The organism is Endozoicomonas sp. (assembly GCF_965196975.1).
In the GTDB taxonomy this organism is placed as follows: Bacteria; Pseudomonadota; Gammaproteobacteria; order Pseudomonadales; family Endozoicomonadaceae; genus Endozoicomonas.
In genome coordinates this window covers 2,920,928-2,937,015 of record NZ_OZ239981.1, presented here as the reverse complement: position 1 = coordinate 2,937,015, position 16,088 = coordinate 2,920,928, and the positions used below count along the sequence as shown (strand labels likewise).

At 48.1% G+C, this 16,088-nt stretch carries 13 protein-coding genes; all 13 read right to left on the bottom strand.

The annotated features are described in order from the left end of the window. Window positions 1-26: 26 nt before the first annotated feature. The 13 genes from ACOCLE_RS13280 to hemA all read right to left on the bottom strand — a co-directional run bounded on the left by ACOCLE_RS13280 (window position 27) and on the right by hemA (window position 15,878). Window positions 27-698: a SanA/YdcF family protein gene (locus ACOCLE_RS13280; protein ID WP_419537081.1), complete on the bottom strand. Its 672-nt coding sequence runs from the start codon at window positions 696-698 to the stop codon at window positions 27-29. 88 nt (window positions 699-786) lie between these two features. After that, complete coding sequence (locus ACOCLE_RS13275; protein WP_419537080.1) at window positions 787-1,965, bottom strand: hypothetical protein; 1,179 nt, start codon at window positions 1,963-1,965, stop codon at window positions 787-789. An 83-nt stretch (window positions 1,966-2,048) separates the two neighbouring features. Next, complete coding sequence (gene trmA / locus ACOCLE_RS13270) at window positions 2,049-3,146, bottom strand: tRNA (uridine(54)-C5)-methyltransferase TrmA (protein WP_419537079.1); 1,098 nt, start codon at window positions 3,144-3,146, stop codon at window positions 2,049-2,051. Window positions 3,147-3,239: 93 nt separating this feature from the next. Next, window positions 3,240-4,547, bottom strand: a complete 1,308-nt coding sequence (locus ACOCLE_RS13265; RefSeq protein ID WP_419537078.1) for an NCS2 family permease — start codon at window positions 4,545-4,547, stop codon at window positions 3,240-3,242. Window positions 4,548-5,127: 580 nt separating this feature from the next. Further along, window positions 5,128-6,117: a GIY-YIG nuclease family protein gene (locus tag ACOCLE_RS13260; protein ID WP_419537077.1), complete on the bottom strand. Its 990-nt coding sequence runs from the start codon at window positions 6,115-6,117 to the stop codon at window positions 5,128-5,130. A gap of 268 nt (window positions 6,118-6,385) precedes the next feature. Beyond that, on the bottom strand, window positions 6,386-6,853 hold the full coding sequence (gene rimI / locus ACOCLE_RS13255) for a ribosomal protein S18-alanine N-acetyltransferase (protein WP_419537076.1): 468 nt from the start codon (window positions 6,851-6,853) through the stop codon (window positions 6,386-6,388). Between the two features lie 47 nt (window positions 6,854-6,900). Continuing rightward, window positions 6,901-7,905: a hypothetical protein gene (locus tag ACOCLE_RS13250; protein WP_419537075.1), complete on the bottom strand. Its 1,005-nt coding sequence runs from the start codon at window positions 7,903-7,905 to the stop codon at window positions 6,901-6,903. Window positions 7,906-7,943: 38 nt separating this feature from the next. Further along, window positions 7,944-9,497: a 2-isopropylmalate synthase gene (locus ACOCLE_RS13245; RefSeq protein ID WP_419537074.1), complete on the bottom strand. Its 1,554-nt coding sequence runs from the start codon at window positions 9,495-9,497 to the stop codon at window positions 7,944-7,946. 441 nt (window positions 9,498-9,938) lie between these two features. Beyond that, window positions 9,939-10,961 (bottom strand): ferrochelatase, encoded by a 1,023-nt coding sequence (gene hemH, locus ACOCLE_RS13240; protein ID WP_419537073.1) that lies wholly within the window; start codon window positions 10,959-10,961, stop codon window positions 9,939-9,941. A gap of 213 nt (window positions 10,962-11,174) precedes the next feature. Next, window positions 11,175-12,350, bottom strand: coding sequence for a Na+/H+ antiporter NhaA (gene nhaA, locus ACOCLE_RS13235; RefSeq protein WP_419537072.1), 1,176 nt, complete (start codon window positions 12,348-12,350; stop codon window positions 11,175-11,177). Window positions 12,351-12,562: 212 nt separating this feature from the next. Then, the gene (gene prmC, locus ACOCLE_RS13230; protein ID WP_419537071.1) at window positions 12,563-13,438 is read right to left on the bottom strand and encodes a peptide chain release factor N(5)-glutamine methyltransferase; all 876 of its coding nucleotides are present in this window, start codon (window positions 13,436-13,438) and stop codon (window positions 12,563-12,565) included. Window positions 13,439-13,441: 3 nt separating this feature from the next. Then, window positions 13,442-14,527, bottom strand: a complete 1,086-nt coding sequence (gene prfA / locus ACOCLE_RS13225) for a peptide chain release factor 1 (protein ID WP_419537070.1) — start codon at window positions 14,525-14,527, stop codon at window positions 13,442-13,444. A gap of 46 nt (window positions 14,528-14,573) precedes the next feature. Continuing rightward, on the bottom strand, window positions 14,574-15,878 hold the full coding sequence (gene hemA / locus ACOCLE_RS13220) for a glutamyl-tRNA reductase (protein WP_419537069.1): 1,305 nt from the start codon (window positions 15,876-15,878) through the stop codon (window positions 14,574-14,576). Window positions 15,879-16,088 lie beyond the last annotated feature (210 nt).

Sequence of the window (16,088 nt, the reverse complement as noted above, 5' to 3'; positions counted from 1 at the left end):
CTGTTATTCTTGAATAGTAAGTATGGTTACGTGGGAGGCGTGACACCAATCTCAATGGTAGGGCCAAGGAATTTAGGACCAGTATTGAGAAAATGTACTTCGAGAACTGCCAATACTCTGGCAAGCACCTCTCTGGCTTTATTGCTGATATCGGTGTTGTACCCTTCGCCTGCATTGTAGGCAATCGCATCAATATCATGGTTCATGGCAATGTAAAGTGCCCGTTTATTATGTGGAGCCTGAGAAATAATGGTGAAGCTTTCCAGATCAAAGACGTGATGAGCTCTGAGTACAGAGTCGAGGGTTCTGAAGCCAGCATAATCACGGTATATTCTTTCCGGAGGGATGCCTTTCTTTAAAAGGTCACGCCTGATCGTACTTGGTTCATCATAGAAGCGAGTACTGTTATCGCCACTGATAAGTATGTAATCAATTTTTCCTGCTTGATAGAGTTGATAGGCTGCATCAACCCTCAGGCGGTAATGATCATTGAAACCACCGAGGCGAGAGTATTTGCTGGTACCCAGTAAAACCCCAACCTGGTTATAGGGAAGCGTTTTCAGACTGGAATAAACAGCATTATCTGTGGCTCTGGCTACCATGAAGTTACACAGCACTGTGAATGACAGTAATGCTAACGTCGAGAGTGCAGCCAGCCGGGTAAACATCAGTAAATGGGGTAATCGGGCACCCATCATCAACCTTCAACAAGAGTCACATCATGTTATGAGTAGACCATATTGTTTGGCTGCCATAAAGCAAATGGGTGAAAATTCTTCCCCTTTTTTAATCAGACTTTCGTCTTAACCCATCAATCATCAGCTTTGATATGGTTTTACTGGGAGCATCAGGAATACCGAGTTTTTCTGCGATAGCGGGTGGTCTGTAACCCAGAATGTGAGCCCTGATCATGACTGCCAGAGGTTTTGATGTTGATGCCCTGATGGCGAGATGCTCTGTTAACATGAGATTTTGATAATTTTGATCAGTAACATAAACCACAGGCTTGCCTCTGTAGATGGCTTGCTGAGCTACTGATGACTTGTGCACGATAACAGCTGAAGCAATCGTACTTAGCGTTGCTGTTGAATAGGTACCATAGCGCAATAAATGGACATTGCCAGCTGAATGAGAGTCAATAATCCGCTTTTCCAAACCGCCATCAAACTTAGGGTGGTGTGTGACCAGGAATAGGATGTCTGGTAGCATTTTTGTTGCTTCAATAAAGGTCTGAAATGCCCTTGGGTAGCCTTTACTGTAATCGCCAGCAAATAACACTACTGCCTGATTAGGGTGAATATTGAGTGTGTTGCGCAATAAAAAAGTATCTGTTTCGGCATAGATCCTGTCCCAGTCTTCCATTGTCGGCTGACCGGTAACCGTTATCTTTGCTCCCAGAGATTGTGCAATATTCTCAAAGCTGGTGGCCGTTCTTTTACTGGGTACGTGAAACTCATCTATATAACTCAGCTCTTCGAGAAAAGGTTGTACATAATTGACAGAGTCGACGGGCTCAAAGTTATCATAAAAAGCGATGACTCTAGCGCCCCTTCTATCCCATATGTTGGCAATTTGAGCCTGAGCCCTGCTGGCCATACCGGTATACACAATTTTTGCAGAAATCCTCTCGGTGAGTCGATACACCAGAGTTTGATTCAAGGGGTGGTTGCGGTTATCAAAAAGTGCTTCGTTATGGGTCAGGTCATCAATCTGAATCAGAGCTGGGTCATTTTTAAATACCTCGGCAGCCCTGCCCATGGCAAGTATTCGGTAGGGTATATTGGCGCCTTTTAATTTTTCCTGAACTCGAATAAAGGCGTTGCTCTCTCCCTGATCGTAGGCCACAAAAAGAATAGCGGTTTTAATATAGCTTTCTTCACTGCTATGTGACATGGGAGTAAAGAACAGCCAGAGAAAGGAAAGAATGATTGATACTGGCAGGTAATTAAACTGGTCGTTTTTCACGTGATACTTCCCCGGTGAACTTCCTTAAAACTTTTTCTTCCTAAGAATTAAAGTAGGAGTCCCACCGGGGAGTGTAAATCGGACTACTTCCGAATCAGATGAACGCCCATTTCAGCATGATGAGTGTATGGAAACTGGTCAAAAAGGGCTATTTTTTCAACTTTATGAGTCTGGCAAATGGTTGACAGATTTTTCTTGAGCGTTTCAGGATTACAGGAGATGTACAGAATATTGTCGAAATTCTGCACCAGCTTTTCTGTTCCTTCATCAAGACCTGCTCGGGGCGGGTCAACCAGAATGGTTGAGAAATGGTAGCTGTCCAGATCGATTTCACTCAGGCGGCGAAATGCACGTTCCTTGTTCATGGCTTGAGTAAACTCCTCACTGGATAGACGGGCGATTTCAACATTCTCCACATCGTTCAGCTTAAAGTTTTCCCGGGCCGAGTTTACAGAGGTTTTGGCAATTTCAGTCGCCAGCACCTTGGTAAAATGTCTGGCTAGTACACAGGTAAAATTACCATTCCCACAATAGAGCTCTAAAAGATCACTGTTACTGGCGGACGTAATCTCTTGTGAGGCACGACTGGCCCAGGCAAGCATAAGCTCATTAACACTGGCATTAGGCTGGGTGAAGCTGTTTTCTACTTGGGTGTACTGAAATGGTTTGCCTTCCACGGTCAATGTTTCAGTGACGTAGTCTTTGTCCAGCACCAGTTTCTGCCTACGGGCACGCCCAATAATACGAATGCCAAACTGTTCCTGAAGTGCGGTTGCTTCCTGTCTCCACTGATCATCCAGCTGCCGGTGATAGATCAGTGAAACCAGGGCTTCCTTTGTCTGGGTGGTGAGAAATTCAACCTGAAAAAGCCGTTTCTTCAGGTGACTGCTGGCAATGATCGCTTCCATTAAAGGCATCATTAACCGGTTGATGGTTTCGGAACCGCTGGGAAAGGTGGTTACTTCAAAGGGCTGCTTGGTTTGTGGATCGAACATCCGGTAGTAGCAGTGATCTCCCTCATGCCAGACATGAAACTCTGCTCTCATCCGGTAATGTTCCGGCCTGGAACGGAAAAGTTCCAGCTCAGGAATGCCAAAATCGGCAAACTCGCTGCAAATGCTGCTGGCCTTTTCTGCCAGCTGCTCTTCATACCTTTCGGGTTGGACTGTTGGTAGGGACATAGCACTAGTGATCAAATAAAAACGGCCCATATTATGGGCCGTAATAGCATGCGGGTGAAGCGTGGTTTATGACTGGGCGCTTAATCGATGTGTTTACATAACGATCTTGGCCAGACACAGTGCGCCAACGATGTAGGAAGCAACAGATACCTGACGATAGTTACCACTCAACAACTTCAATATGATGTAAGAGAGCATACCGATAATAATGCCTTCTGCAATGCTGTAAGTCATTGGCATAAACAGCAGTGTCAGGAATGCCGGGATGGACTCACTGTAGTCATCAAGGTCGATGTCCTTGATAGGTGACATCATAAACAGACCGACCAGCACCAGAGCTGGAGTGGTTGCTGCTCCGGGCACCATCAGGAACAGTGGCGAGAGGAACAGGGCGACCAGGAACAGGCCTGCTACGACCAGAGCGGTCAAGCCAGAGCGACCACCTGCAGATACACCAGTGGCGCTTTCCACGAAGGTGGTTACGGTGCTGGTACCAAGGCATGCACCCGCGGTAGTCGCAACAGCATCAGCAAACAAAGCCTGCTTACAGTTAGGTACTTCGCCTTTTTCGTTCAGCATGTTGGCTTTGGTGGATACGCCCACCAGAGTACCTACTGTGTCGAACATATCCACAAACAGGAAGGTAAACAGGATGATGGCCATGTCTGTAGTGAACACCTGGTCCCACTGAAACTGGAATAAGATCGGTGAAATATCAGGAGGTGTCAGGCCGTTGCTGAAGTCTGGCATGGAGGTCACGCCCAGTGGGAAGCCGATCAGGGTGGTAGCTACGATACCAATCAGCAAAGCGCCACGGACATTTTTAACCAGCAGGACACCGGTAACCAGAATGCCGATGAGAGCCAGCAGTGGTTTTGGGTCAGTCAAAGTGCCAACCGTTACCAGCGTTGCAGGGTTAGCTGCGACAATACCGGCGTTCTGAAGACCGATAAAGGCAATGAACAGGCCGATACCGCAGGAAACGGCTTTTTTCAGGCTAAGTGGAACGCTGTTAACAATGGCCTCACGGATATTGAAAGCGGTCAGAATCAGGAAGATGATGCCTTCGAGGAAAACCGCAGTCAGCGCCATTTGCCAGGAGTAACCCATGCCAAGCACAACACCGTAAGCAAAAAAGGCATTCAGCCCCATGCCTGGAGCCAGGGCAAAAGGCAGCTTTGCCCATACCGCCATTACCAGGGTACCGATAATCGCGGAGATGGTGGTGGCTGTAAACACGGCACCAAAATCCATGCCGGCATCTTTAAGAATCAGAGGATTGACCACGAGAATATAGGCCATGGTCATGAATGTGGTGAAGCCTGCAATCACCTCGGTTTTGACATTCGTGCCATGAGCTTTCAGGTCAAAATAATTCTCTAGAAAATCCCTGCCGGACATAAGTTACCTTTAGTGTTTACATCAGCATTGTGTTCTTTCAATCAGAAGAGGCGTTCTAAATATTTGCCTGTTCCGATGGTCGGAAAAGTGGCGAAATATATATTCTTTTTTGATCTTTAATAATACGTATTTATGTCGTCATGAGGCTGCTGCATACAGTGATATAAGTGGTTAATTAATGATCAGTTTGCGGTTGTGGCCATGCTTAACAGTCTGGGAGATGTTTTCCTGAAGGGATTAACAGAGTTATCCACAGATGCTGTGGTTAACTGGGCGCTCTATGGCTCTATGGCTCTATGGCTCTATGGCTTTTTGAGAGGATTGTGTTGAGGGTGCGAACTTTGGATGAGTTTTCGAGCTTTTTGCATTCTTAATACAATCTGGTCACTTTGATGACAAATCAGGATCATTCTTTGCTCAAGTTGCTGAAGAGCGCAACTGGCTTTTCGAAGCCTGTGGGTCAGTGCTCGCTGAAAGTATTCTTGTGAGTGAGGTTTGGGTTTGTCCATAATCCCAAGTATAGATGTGTGCGAAATCTTGCAATAGGCACTCTCAATAAAGAAAGTGCTGAAGCTCTGTGTCAGGCTACTGCGCTCAGGCTCTGGCTGTTCATGCTCGTAGCTCTCGTATAAAGCTCTGTCAGCAATTGTTCAATTTGTTGGCGATCGGATGCCTGACTGTCTGAAGTTTTTTGAGCTCTGGCTTTTCTATGTCGCTCAATAGCCTCACGGATGCGTCTTTCCCTTGGGTCGAGTTCAATAATGATCTCTTCGGGCTCTACTGCTGTCACTGTAACCGGCTCAGGCTGTTCAGTGATTTCAATCTCGGCTGGTTCTGGTCTGGCTGGCTTGCTATTAAGCAGCTCTACAGCGCTGCTGTCTCCAGATAGAACGGCATTGGCTGCAGCCTGAATGGCTTCCAGCTGAGCAGAGATATCATCACTCAGACAGATGTTGTTCATTTGCACAACAGCGTTTACCTGAGAGCAATTTTCCGGTTTTACTGCAAGCCTGTCTTTCTGTGTTTCGGTTGTTTTTTCAGCTGGTTGATCGGTAGAAACTTCCAGTCTGACTTCCGTCCTCCTAATGCTTTCACCAGAGTTCGGAGTGCTGGTTAACGGTTTCACAGGGCTCGGTTGCTGTGGTGTTGCCGTTTTTTCTTCAGTCTGCTTTTTAGACTCTGGTGCAATATCATCAAAGTCATCCATGTCACCATCGAACTCGGCAAAGATGTTGGCAAGCTCTTTTTCCAGATTGGACTTACGGGTCCGAGTCTTCTTTTTAGGTTGGATCTTAACGGTGCTGGTTTTGTAACCTCTGAGGCTGCGAGCGTCCAATGTTTCAATCGCTTCCTGCTCAAGTCCGTTAAGCTCATTGCGGTCTTCTACGTAATCCCATTCTTCAACGACAAAGCCATCCCGGCCATGTACACGAATCTCCTGGTATAACGGATAGTCAAGATTCTGCTCGGCTGCAGCCACCATTTTTTCCCATTGGTCAACCAGGTCATTGCGGGTGGACCCAACATAGACTTGAGAGGTGGTTTTGTTGGTGACGGTGAAGATAATCAACGCTTAAGACCTTGCTATGACTGAAACAGGGGCGCGATTATACCTATCAATTTCTCAGTGTGCAGGGGGGGAAAGCTCGTATTTTGTAGTTTTTTTTAACAATGTCTGGCTCGATTTTGGAGCTTGGCTGGTTGCTTTGTCGTTTGGGCGAAATCCCATTGCGGGAGTACGATTAAATTGTCGTTTAATGTATTGGATTGATGATTGTCTTTAGGAATAATTCACTTTTATGGAATCTATTATTATTAGTTTTAGTTATTTTTTTAAGCTAGCTGAGGAACGTTTCAGGTTCCATTGCCATGACGATGGCATCTTCCCAGCCCTTGCCCATGGGATAGTAGTTTTTTCTGATTCCAATCTCTCCGAAACCTTCGTCAAGATAAAGGTTGAATGCTTTGATATTTGAGCGGCGAACTTCTAATAGTATGGTGTTGCAGTCAGACTGTGATGCTTTTTGAATCATATGTTGCAACAGTTGCCGACCAATGCCTTGTCTCTGAAACTTTTTGTCTACGGTCAGAATTAGGATGCTGGCTTCACCGGCAGCCATCATCATGATGCAATGCCCTACAATTTGGCTGTCCAGTACTGCCAGTTCGCAGGTGTAGCCTGATTTTAGGCTGTCAGAAAAGTGTGCTTTTCGCCAAGGATGCTCTGCTGATTGCTGTTCTACGGTATAGACCTGCTCCAGGTCTTTCTCCAGCATGGGGCGAAAAGTAAGTGAGTGTTGTGTCATGGCTGATGATTTGTCTGAATCGTTTGATCTGTAGGGCTGGATGATTCTCAGGCGCTTCCGGGTGTGTTTGGTATTTTAGCGAGTAAGGGAGCCAGGTCCTGCCATGCTTCTCTTTTGAGTATGGACTGCTTCATAAGTTCATTCAGCCCATGAGTTACGGCAAACCATTGGCCAGTATGAGTACCCTGTTGGATACCTCGGAGTTGCTCGAAATCTTTCTCTGGGTCCATGACAAACCTGGCGGCTGACTGGCCAAATAAAAGAATAACCTTTCTGCGGGAAAGACCGTATTGATTGCTCAGATAAGCACAGACTGCATCGGCAGCAGCGTAGTCATCCTGACTCAGCCGGCTTAAAAGACCGCGGCTTTCTGTCATTGGCCAGACAAACTCACGAAATGCCTGGGATCCTTCAGAATTGAGCTTGAGTGCTCTCAGGATGTCATCTAATAATCGTTGATGGTAGCGACTGAATTGATTGAGCCCGGAGTGTGGCATTTCGGCAACCACCAGGCAGTCATCGCTGACTGGTTTTATCACCAAACGGAACTTACTGGCGGAACCTGTCAGCTGTTTTACGGGCTCTGGCGAAGGTTGGGCTTCCTGTTTGGTTTCCTCAGCAGGTTTTGAGGGCGTAATAAACTGCCCAAGGATATCCGCTGGCTTTGTCGGTGAGTATCCTGCCTGAGAATGTTTTCTTGCTTCATGTTGGTTTAACACTGAGCTGCTTTCAGAGCCAGAAACAGAGTTTACTGATTCTGTTTCAGTAAGTGCCCGGGCATCCTCTTCAATCCAGTCAAAGGGCCTGGCTGGTTGAGCGTTGGTCAGCTGGTATCTGGGAAACCAGGTCTGTATTCCCATCGCTCCCAGGTAGTTTTGCCTGATTTTCTCACGCCGGGCAGTCTGCATCTTTACAGCAGAAGTGTCGACAGCCTGATCACAGCTGGATGGTGAAGGTTGGTCAACGGTTTCGCCCTGCATGTTTGCTCTCAAAGGTTGTCGCTCTTCTCGAGAGTAAGAGCAGGAGGAAGGGTAAAATGCCAATAGTATCACTGAAAGATTCTGTTGGCATTTTAATCAAACCAAAATGATCAAACATTGCCTCCCGTTTGTGGGTTGGCTTTGGTTAAATCTGCTTCCAGCAGGTTAAGAGCATGTATATAGGCTTTGGCAGAAGCAATAACGATGTCGGTGTCAGCCCCGGAACCATTGACTATCTGCCCGTTTTTCTCAAGCCGGACAGAGACCTTACCCTGGGAGTCAGTACCTGTTGTGATGGCGCTGACGTTATACAGTGCCAGTTTAGCCTGGGAGTTTGCCGACTTTTCGATGGCTTTGAAAATGGCATCAACAGGACCATCACCACTGCTGGAAACAATCCGTTGTTCTCCGTTGATTTCCAGAGTGAGTGTTGCTTCCGGTGTTTCGCCAATTCTTGAACCAGCGTTCAGGTCAATCAATTTGTATTTTTCAACCAGCTCAATGCTGCTTCGGGCATCGCTCACCAGTGCCTGAAGGTCATCGTCGTAGATTTCCGATTTTTTGTCCGCCAGAACTTTAAACCTCTGGAAGGCATCGTTCAGCTCTTCCTGACTGTTAAACGAAATGCCCAGTTCTTCCATTCGGGTTTTGAAGGCGTTGCGGCCAGACAGTTTGCCGAGTACCAGTCGGTTGGTATTCCAACCCACTTCTTCTGCACACATAATTTCATAGGTTTCCCGGTGCTTCAGAACCCCATCTTGATGTATTCCGGACTCGTGGGCAAAAGCGTTGGCTCCCACAATGGCTTTATTGGGTTGAACCGGGAAGCCGGTGATGGATGAAACCAGTCGTGAGGCCGGTACGATCTGGGTAGTGTTGATGCCGGTGGTTACCCCCAGGCAATCCGAACGGGTTTTCAGGGCCATGACAATTTCTTCAAGAGAGGCGTTACCAGCTCTTTCCCCTAATCCATTGATGGTGCATTCGACCTGACGTGCCCCATTCACAACTGCGGACAGAGAGTTCGCTACTGCCAGACCAAGATCATTGTGGCAGTGTACGGAGAAAATGGCTTTATCAGCGTTTGGGATGCGTTCGATCAGGGTTTTGATGGTTTCTCCAAACTGGTGTGGCAGGGCATAGCCAACGGTATCCGGAATGTTGATGGTGCTCGCGCCTGCATCAATGGCGGCTTCAATAATACGACATAAAAAGTCTATTTCTGAACGGCCGGCATCCTCACAGGAGAATTCAACATCATCAATCTGGTTTCTGGCTCGCTTTACTGCAAATACTGCCTGTTTGATTACATCGTCCGGGCTCATGCACAGTTTGTGTTGCATGTGGATGGGAGAGGTTGCAATAAACGTATGAATTCGGCCTCGTCTGGCTGGTTTCAGAGCTTCGGCAGCACGGTCAATGTCTTTCTCCAGAGCTCTGGAGAGACTGCATACGGTGCTCTCTGTGATATTGGCAGCAATGGCTTTAACGGCTTCAAAGTCGCCTGGGCTGGCCATGGCAAAACCGGCTTCAATCACATCTACCCTCAGTTTTTCCAGAGTTCTGGCGATGCGCAACTTTTCATCACGGGTCATTGCTGCGCCTGGGCTTTGCTCTCCATCGCGCAGGGTGGTGTCAAAAATCACAACCTGATTGTTGTTCATGATGTATCCCTTGCCTTTGCTGGTCGAAAGGCTGATCAATTTTTATTGGCTATGCTGCTTTAGTCGGTTTTAAGTACGCAGCATTCTGGTTCAGCAAAGCCACAAACTGAGTAAGCTGGCTTGCTGTCTGGCCATTAGAGCCATGTATAGGGGGAGATAGAAATAATATGCCCTAAGGCAGTAGTAGGAGTAGCAGGCGAGCGGGGGCAAAAAAGGTTTTGGGCAGGTGAATAAGGCCTGCGTCGTGAGAAGCCTTTGTTTCGTTCTTTACATCGATATAATTTCTTTGCCAGTTTATCACGCTATTCATTGCGCCCATCTCTTGAGGGAGAGTTATTTTTACGTAAATCGGCTAGGTAGTTGTACTATAAAGGCAGACATTGTTGGATACAAGACGGATTTGGAGGGGTGGGCATAATTAATGCCCATCTTTATTAGTAATCAATAAGTTAGAGGGTGCTCTGTCCATTGTTGTAACAGGTTTATCCAGGCAGGATGGTCATTCAGGCAGGGGATCAGCTCCAGAGATTCGCCACCGGCTTTAATAAATTCTTCTTTGGCGCCAATGCCGATTTCTTCCAGTGTTTCCAGACAGTCGGAAACAAAAGAAGGGCAGATGACCAGTATTTTTTTGGCGCCTTGATCGGCCAGCTGTTTTATGACATCCAGTGTGTTGGGCTCCAGCCACTTGGCTTTTCCAAGTCGGGATTGAAAACCAACGCTGTATTTATCTATCTGAATGCCTGCTTTTTCAACAAAGGCTTCCGTTGTCTGATATACCTGGTGGCGATAGCAGGTTTTGTGGGCAATCGAGGTTTTTTGACAGCAGCTCTTGTCTTTCAGGCAATGACTGCCGGTAGGGTCATCTTTTGTAATGTGGCGTTCTGGAACACCATGATAGCTGAAAACCAAGTGGTCGAAATCTTTTTCCAGCCAGGGTTTTGCGCTTTCGACCAGAGCTTCAATGTAGCCATCGTGATCATAGAAAACCGGATGGATACGAAGCGGAATGGTGATCCCCATCTCCTGCATCAGGCTTTTGGCCCGCTCGATCACCGTTTTTACCGATGACATAGCGTAGTGAGGGTAGAGTGGAAATAGCAGAATTTCTTCAATGCCTGGCTGCTGTGAAAGTCTTTTGAGGGCTTCTGCCATATCAGGCTTCCCATAACGCATGGCCAGCTCGATAGGGATGGTGGTTTGTTCTCTGAGTTTTTCCGTAAACTTTTCACTGTTGACGATCAGTGGTGAGCCTTGCTCTGTCCAGATTGCGCTGTAGGCTTCAGCAGATCTTGCGGGGCGAGTAGGTAGGATAAAAAGGCTGAGGATCAGCCTGCGAATAACCCATGGCAGGTCAATCACATGCTTGTCCATCAAAAATTCATTGAGATAGTTTCGAACATCTTCAACAGATGTGCTGTCCGGTGACCCCAGGTTAACCAGTAAAACGCCTCTGTTTTCCATAGGCTAGTGAACTCTCTGTATGATTTGTCAGAAGTACCGCCAATTCCTTTTCATTGTTCAGGTTGGGCTATATGGTGGAGTACTTCAGGATTGATAAATTGAAAGCGAGTTTAACAGCTTTAGAGAGACTTTGGTGAGAATGGTTTCATTTCTTGTTCATTGTCAATCCCGGTCTCTGTCCAGAGGCCGGGAACTGCATTTTGCTCGAGAAACTCAGGCTTTTTTGCGTCCAGCCCAGTAAAGGATGGCAAAACCAAAGGTGGCAGAAAGTATGGAACCAGCCAGTACGCCAATACGATCTGAGATCAGATAACTGGTGTTTACGTTTTCAAAGGCCAGTGAGCTGATAAACAGGCTCATCGTGAAACCAATGCCGCAGAGTATGGAAAGGCCATACATTTGTATCCAGTTGGCACCGGTGGGTAGTTTTGCCAGTCCTGATTTAACGGCCAGCCAGCAGAAGCTGAACACACCAATCTGCTTGCCCAGGAAGAGGCCGGTTACAATGCCCATGGGGATTGGGGTGAACAGACTTTTGATCTGTTCGGCATTAAGCTCAAGGCCTGCGTTGGCAAACGCAAAGATGGGAAGGATGATGTAGTGAACACCGCTGTGCAGTTTGTGTTGCAGGGCTTTAAGAGGTGAGCGGCCTCTCCGGTCAACGGCTTTCAGTGGAATAGTAAAAGCCAGGAGTACGCCAGCCAGGGTGGCATGAACACCAGATTTTAATACGCATATCCAAAGCAGTGCGCCCACAACCATGTATGGTCCGATTTTAGTGACTCCCCGATAATTAAAGAAAGCCAGGATCGCGAGCAGTACACTGGCGATACCCATTGACATCAATGAAAGCTCTTCAGTGTAGAAAATGGCAATGATGATAATGGCGCCAAGGTCGTCAATAATGGCCAATGCCAGAAGGAATGTCATCAGTGATGCAGGTGCGCGTTTGCCAAGTAAGGCAAGAATACCTACGGCAAAGGCAATGTCTGTCGCGGCGGGTATTGCCCAGCCCTTAATGGCGATGGGGTCTGAGTAGTTGAAAGCCACATAGAAGAGTGCTGGAACCAGCATTCCGCCGATGGCGCCAATGCCCGGGAGCATAACCTGGGCAGGGGTGCTGAGCTCTCCGGCAAGAACTTCCTGTTTGACTTCGAGGCCGATCAAAAGAAAGAAAACGGCCATCAAACCATCATTAATCCAGAGAAGCAGAGGTTTGTGAATATCCAGAGGCCCTACGGTAAAGCGGATAGGGGTGGATAGCAGTAAGTCGTAATACTTTGCAAAAAAAGTGTTGGCAGCAAGCATCGCCAGTGCCGAGGCGATAAAAAGCAGTACGCCGATGGCGTAGTCCTGCTGCAAAAAGCTATGAAATCGTCTGGCAAACATGTTTTCTCCAAGTGCCCGTAGCTAACCGCCCGTAGCCCATCAATTACACTAGTGTGCCCGTAAGAATTTTATGCCTGTTTTTGATTAAAAAGTATACGTTGGCATAGCGGGCAAAAAATGGCACTCAGTTTATATGCACTGAATGCCGCTTGGTATTAAGGGCTACTACTTATGACGGCAGTATGGAGTAAGCCTGTAGTGGTATTGGTATTTCAGGCAGCAGGTTTACGGGCAAGGGTCACGCGGTCATGTCCGGCCAGATCAGTTTCTGTACGAATTTGTGTGAAGCCTGCTCTGGAAAGGATTGCCTGGACGGGACCGCCCTGGTCATAACCGTGTTCCAATAGAAGCCATCCTTCATGCTTCAGGCTTTGAAGTGCCTGTTCTGCAATAGTGCGGATATCGTCAAGCCCGTCAGCGCCAGAGATCAGTGCTGACCTGGGTTCGTATCGGACATCGCCATCGTTCAGGTGGGGGTCATTGCTGCGGATGTAAGGGGGGTTGCTGACGATCATATCCATTGAACCCTTGGCCAGTGGTGAGCACCAAGAGCCTTCTAGAAATACCGTGTTCCGAATATTGTTGATCGCGGCATTTTCTGTGGCAACAGCAAGAGCCTCTGGACTTTTGTCGATGGCTGTTACTTCCCAGTCTGGTTGCTCTTTTGCCAGTGCAAGGGCTATTGCTCCGGTTCCGGTCCCGAGGTCAGCCGCTTTTACTTTTGGCGCTTTCATTTGGCCTGGCTGGCTCGCATGGTTAAGCGCCAGGCCCAGTGCCAATTCAACGAGGAGTTCGGTATCGGGTCTGGGAATCAATGTGGCTTCGGTGACTTTCAGCTTAAGACTCCAGAATTCGCGCTGCCCTGTCAGATAGGCGACGGGGTGTCCTTCTTTTCGTTGATTGATAAGCTTCAAAAAACGATCCATCTGCTCACCGGTCAGCAGGGCTTCGGGCCAGGTGAAAATATAACTTCGTGGCTTGTCGAGCACATGTGACAGCAGTATTTCTGCATCAAGTCGTGGGGTAGGGCTGGCAGAAAGCATGCGGGATGCTTCTGCCAGAGAGGTGTCTATTCGGGATTTTTCCATGATTTATTCACCGGCCAGGCTGGCAAGCAGTTCAGCCTGGTGCTCCTGCATCAGTGGGTCAATCACTGGATCCAGTTCGCCTTCAACAATTTCTGGCAGCTTGTAAAGCGTCAGATTGATACGATGGTCGGTAACCCGACCTTGTGGATAGTTGTAGGTACGAATGCGTTCAGAACGGTCGCCACTTCCTACCAGGCTCTTGCGGGTATCGCTGATTTCTTTTGCTGCCGCTGAGTCCTGGGCATCCTGGAGCTTGGCTGCCAGCCAGGTCATTGCTTTTGCCTTGTTCTTGTGCTGTGAGCGTTCATCCTGACATTCAACCACAATGCCGGTTGGCAAGTGGGTGATTCGAATGGCTGAATCGGTCGTGTTGACGTGCTGGCCACCTGCCCCAGATGAGCGGTAGGTATCGATTCGCAAATCTTCCTTGCGAATCTCAATAGCCTGTTGTTCATCAGGTTCTGGCATCACCGCAACGGTACAGGCTGAGGTATGGATTCTTCCCTGGGATTCAGTCTCAGGAACCCGCTGTACGCGATGGGCACCCGACTCAAACTTCATTCGGCCGTAGACGTCGCTGCCAATAACACGGGTGATTATCTCTTTGTAACCACCATGTTCACCATCGCTTGCACTGATAACCTCAATGCGCCAGCCACGTTTTTCAGCGTACCTGGAGTACATTCTGAAAAGGTCGCCAGCGAATATGGCCGCTTCATCGCCACCCGTTCCAGCACGAATTTCCAGGAAGGTGTTCAAGCCGTCTCGTGGGTCTTTGGGCAGCAGCAGAACTTCGAGGTTCTTTTCCATCTCTGGCAGTTGCTCTTCGCAACTGGCCAGTTCCTCACGAGCCAGCTCCACCATGTCAGGGTCACCTTCTGTCATCATGGCTTCTGCTTCGGCTTTGTCACTGAGTAACTGGTCATACTCTTTGTAGGCTTTAACTACTGGTTCCAGTTCCGCATATTCCTGGGAGAATTTGCGGAATTGGTCCTGATTGCCAATAACCCCAGGGTCGCTTAGCAGTGCGGAAAGCTCTTCAAAGCGTTCACCAAGGTTTTCCAGTTTAACGAGAATGGACTCTTTCATGATGTCTACAAAAGGTGTCTATAAAAGGGGTGGATTCAGAATACCATCAGGCATCCTGTGTTGAGTCGGTCTTGTGACTGGAGTTTAGGCCCAGAAGTTTCTCTGCCCACTCCAGCTTTTCCTGCTGTCCCTTTGCGGCAGCATTTTTCAGCTGTACGCTGGGGGTGTGCATGAGTTTGTTGGTCAGGGAACGTGCAAACTGCTGCAGTACTTCCTCTGGTCTGGCTCCTCTGGCCAGCCACTGCATCGCTTTTTCCAGCTCCAGATCTCTTATCGCTTCAGTACTCTGGCGATAGTTGCGCAAAAGGCTGACGGCATCCAGAGCTCGCAGGCGTGTCATGAATTCAAAGGTGTCAGCCTCGATCATGCGCTCAGCCTGTTGTGCTGCATCTTTTCGTTGCTGAAGATTGTCTTCAATAACGTCCTGTAAGTCATCAACTGTGTAGAGAAAGACATCAGCCAGCTCACTCACCTCGGGTTCAATGTCCCGTGGCACAGCAATATCCACCATAAACATTGGTTTGTGCTTTCTCTGTTTCAATGCGCGCTCAACAGCGCCTTTGCCAAGAACAGGCACAGGGCTGGCAGTAGAGCTGATAACAATATCACTTTCATGCAATATTTGAGGCAGGTCAGAAAGCAGTACAGGCTTGCCCCCAAAAATATCCGTTAACCGTTGTGCTCGCTCTAGCGTCCGGTTAGCCACGATAATATTAGCAACTCCTTGCTGGCACAGGTGGCGGGCTGTCAGCTCAATGGTTTCGCCAGCACCAATAAGTAACGCTGTGTTTTCACTGAGGTCAGAAAAAATTTGCTTTGCCAGCCGGGTAGCAGCATAAGCTACTGAGACTGGCTGCTCGTTAATGGCAGTTTCTGTTCGGATCTGCTTGGCGGTAGTAAAGCTATGTTGAAAAAGGCGGTTCAGGCTCGGGCCCGCAGTGTCCGCTTCCTGCGCACTGGCATAAGCAGATTTAAGCTGCCCCAGGATCTGGGGTTCTCCGAGCACCATGGAGTCAAGCCCGCAGGCCACTCGCATCAGGTGTCGAACAGTCTCTTCATCATGGAAGAGGTAGCTGTGTTGTGCCAATAGCTGATTGCTGGTTTGATGATAATGGGTCAGCCAATCAATCAGTTTTTCGTAGCAAAGCCTGATAACCTCAATCTCAGAACTGTGGATGGCACAGTAGATTTCAGTCCGGTTACAGGTAGACAGGATGGCAATTTCTTCAATGCCAGTGTGCGTTCTGGCATTTTGAAGAGCCTCAGGCAGCTGGTCAGCAGAAAAGGCAACCTGTTCCCTCAATGTGATTGGCGCTGTCCTGTGATTAATGCCAGCGGTAATATACCCCATCAGACCTCTGTTGCTGTCCTGGTTCACTGCTACTATAGGTTGGCTGACACATCAGCACCCTGAATATGAAGTATTTTACGCCATATGGATGGGTGGTTGTGCAGCTCAATTTTTAAATTTGAAAATGTCTCGGGTAACTCCTTCCAGCTGACGGGAGGTAGTACCTGACATTTTCCGCCCATGGTTTTTTTGCTGGGAAGCTCTTGTTGG

Coding starts and splice junctions, on each gene's coding strand:
- hemH (WP_419537073.1), bottom strand. CDS start 10,961: ATGGAAAACAGAGGCGTTTTACTGGTTAACCTGGGGTCACCGGACAGC.
- trmA (WP_419537079.1), bottom strand. CDS start 3,146: ATGTCCCTACCAACAGTCCAACCCGAAAGGTATGAAGAGCAGCTGGCA.
- ACOCLE_RS13280 (WP_419537081.1), bottom strand. CDS start 698: ATGATGGGTGCCCGATTACCCCATTTACTGATGTTTACCCGGCTGGCT.
- hemA (WP_419537069.1), bottom strand. CDS start 15,878: ATGGGGTATATTACCGCTGGCATTAATCACAGGACAGCGCCAATCACA.
- ACOCLE_RS13265 (WP_419537078.1), bottom strand. CDS start 4,547: ATGTCCGGCAGGGATTTTCTAGAGAATTATTTTGACCTGAAAGCTCAT.
- prfA (WP_419537070.1), bottom strand. CDS start 14,527: ATGAAAGAGTCCATTCTCGTTAAACTGGAAAACCTTGGTGAACGCTTT.
- rimI (WP_419537076.1), bottom strand. CDS start 6,853: ATGACACAACACTCACTTACTTTTCGCCCCATGCTGGAGAAAGACCTG.
- ACOCLE_RS13245 (WP_419537074.1), bottom strand. CDS start 9,497: ATGAACAACAATCAGGTTGTGATTTTTGACACCACCCTGCGCGATGGA.
- prmC (WP_419537071.1), bottom strand. CDS start 13,438: ATGGAAAAATCCCGAATAGACACCTCTCTGGCAGAAGCATCCCGCATG.
- nhaA (WP_419537072.1), bottom strand. CDS start 12,350: ATGTTTGCCAGACGATTTCATAGCTTTTTGCAGCAGGACTACGCCATC.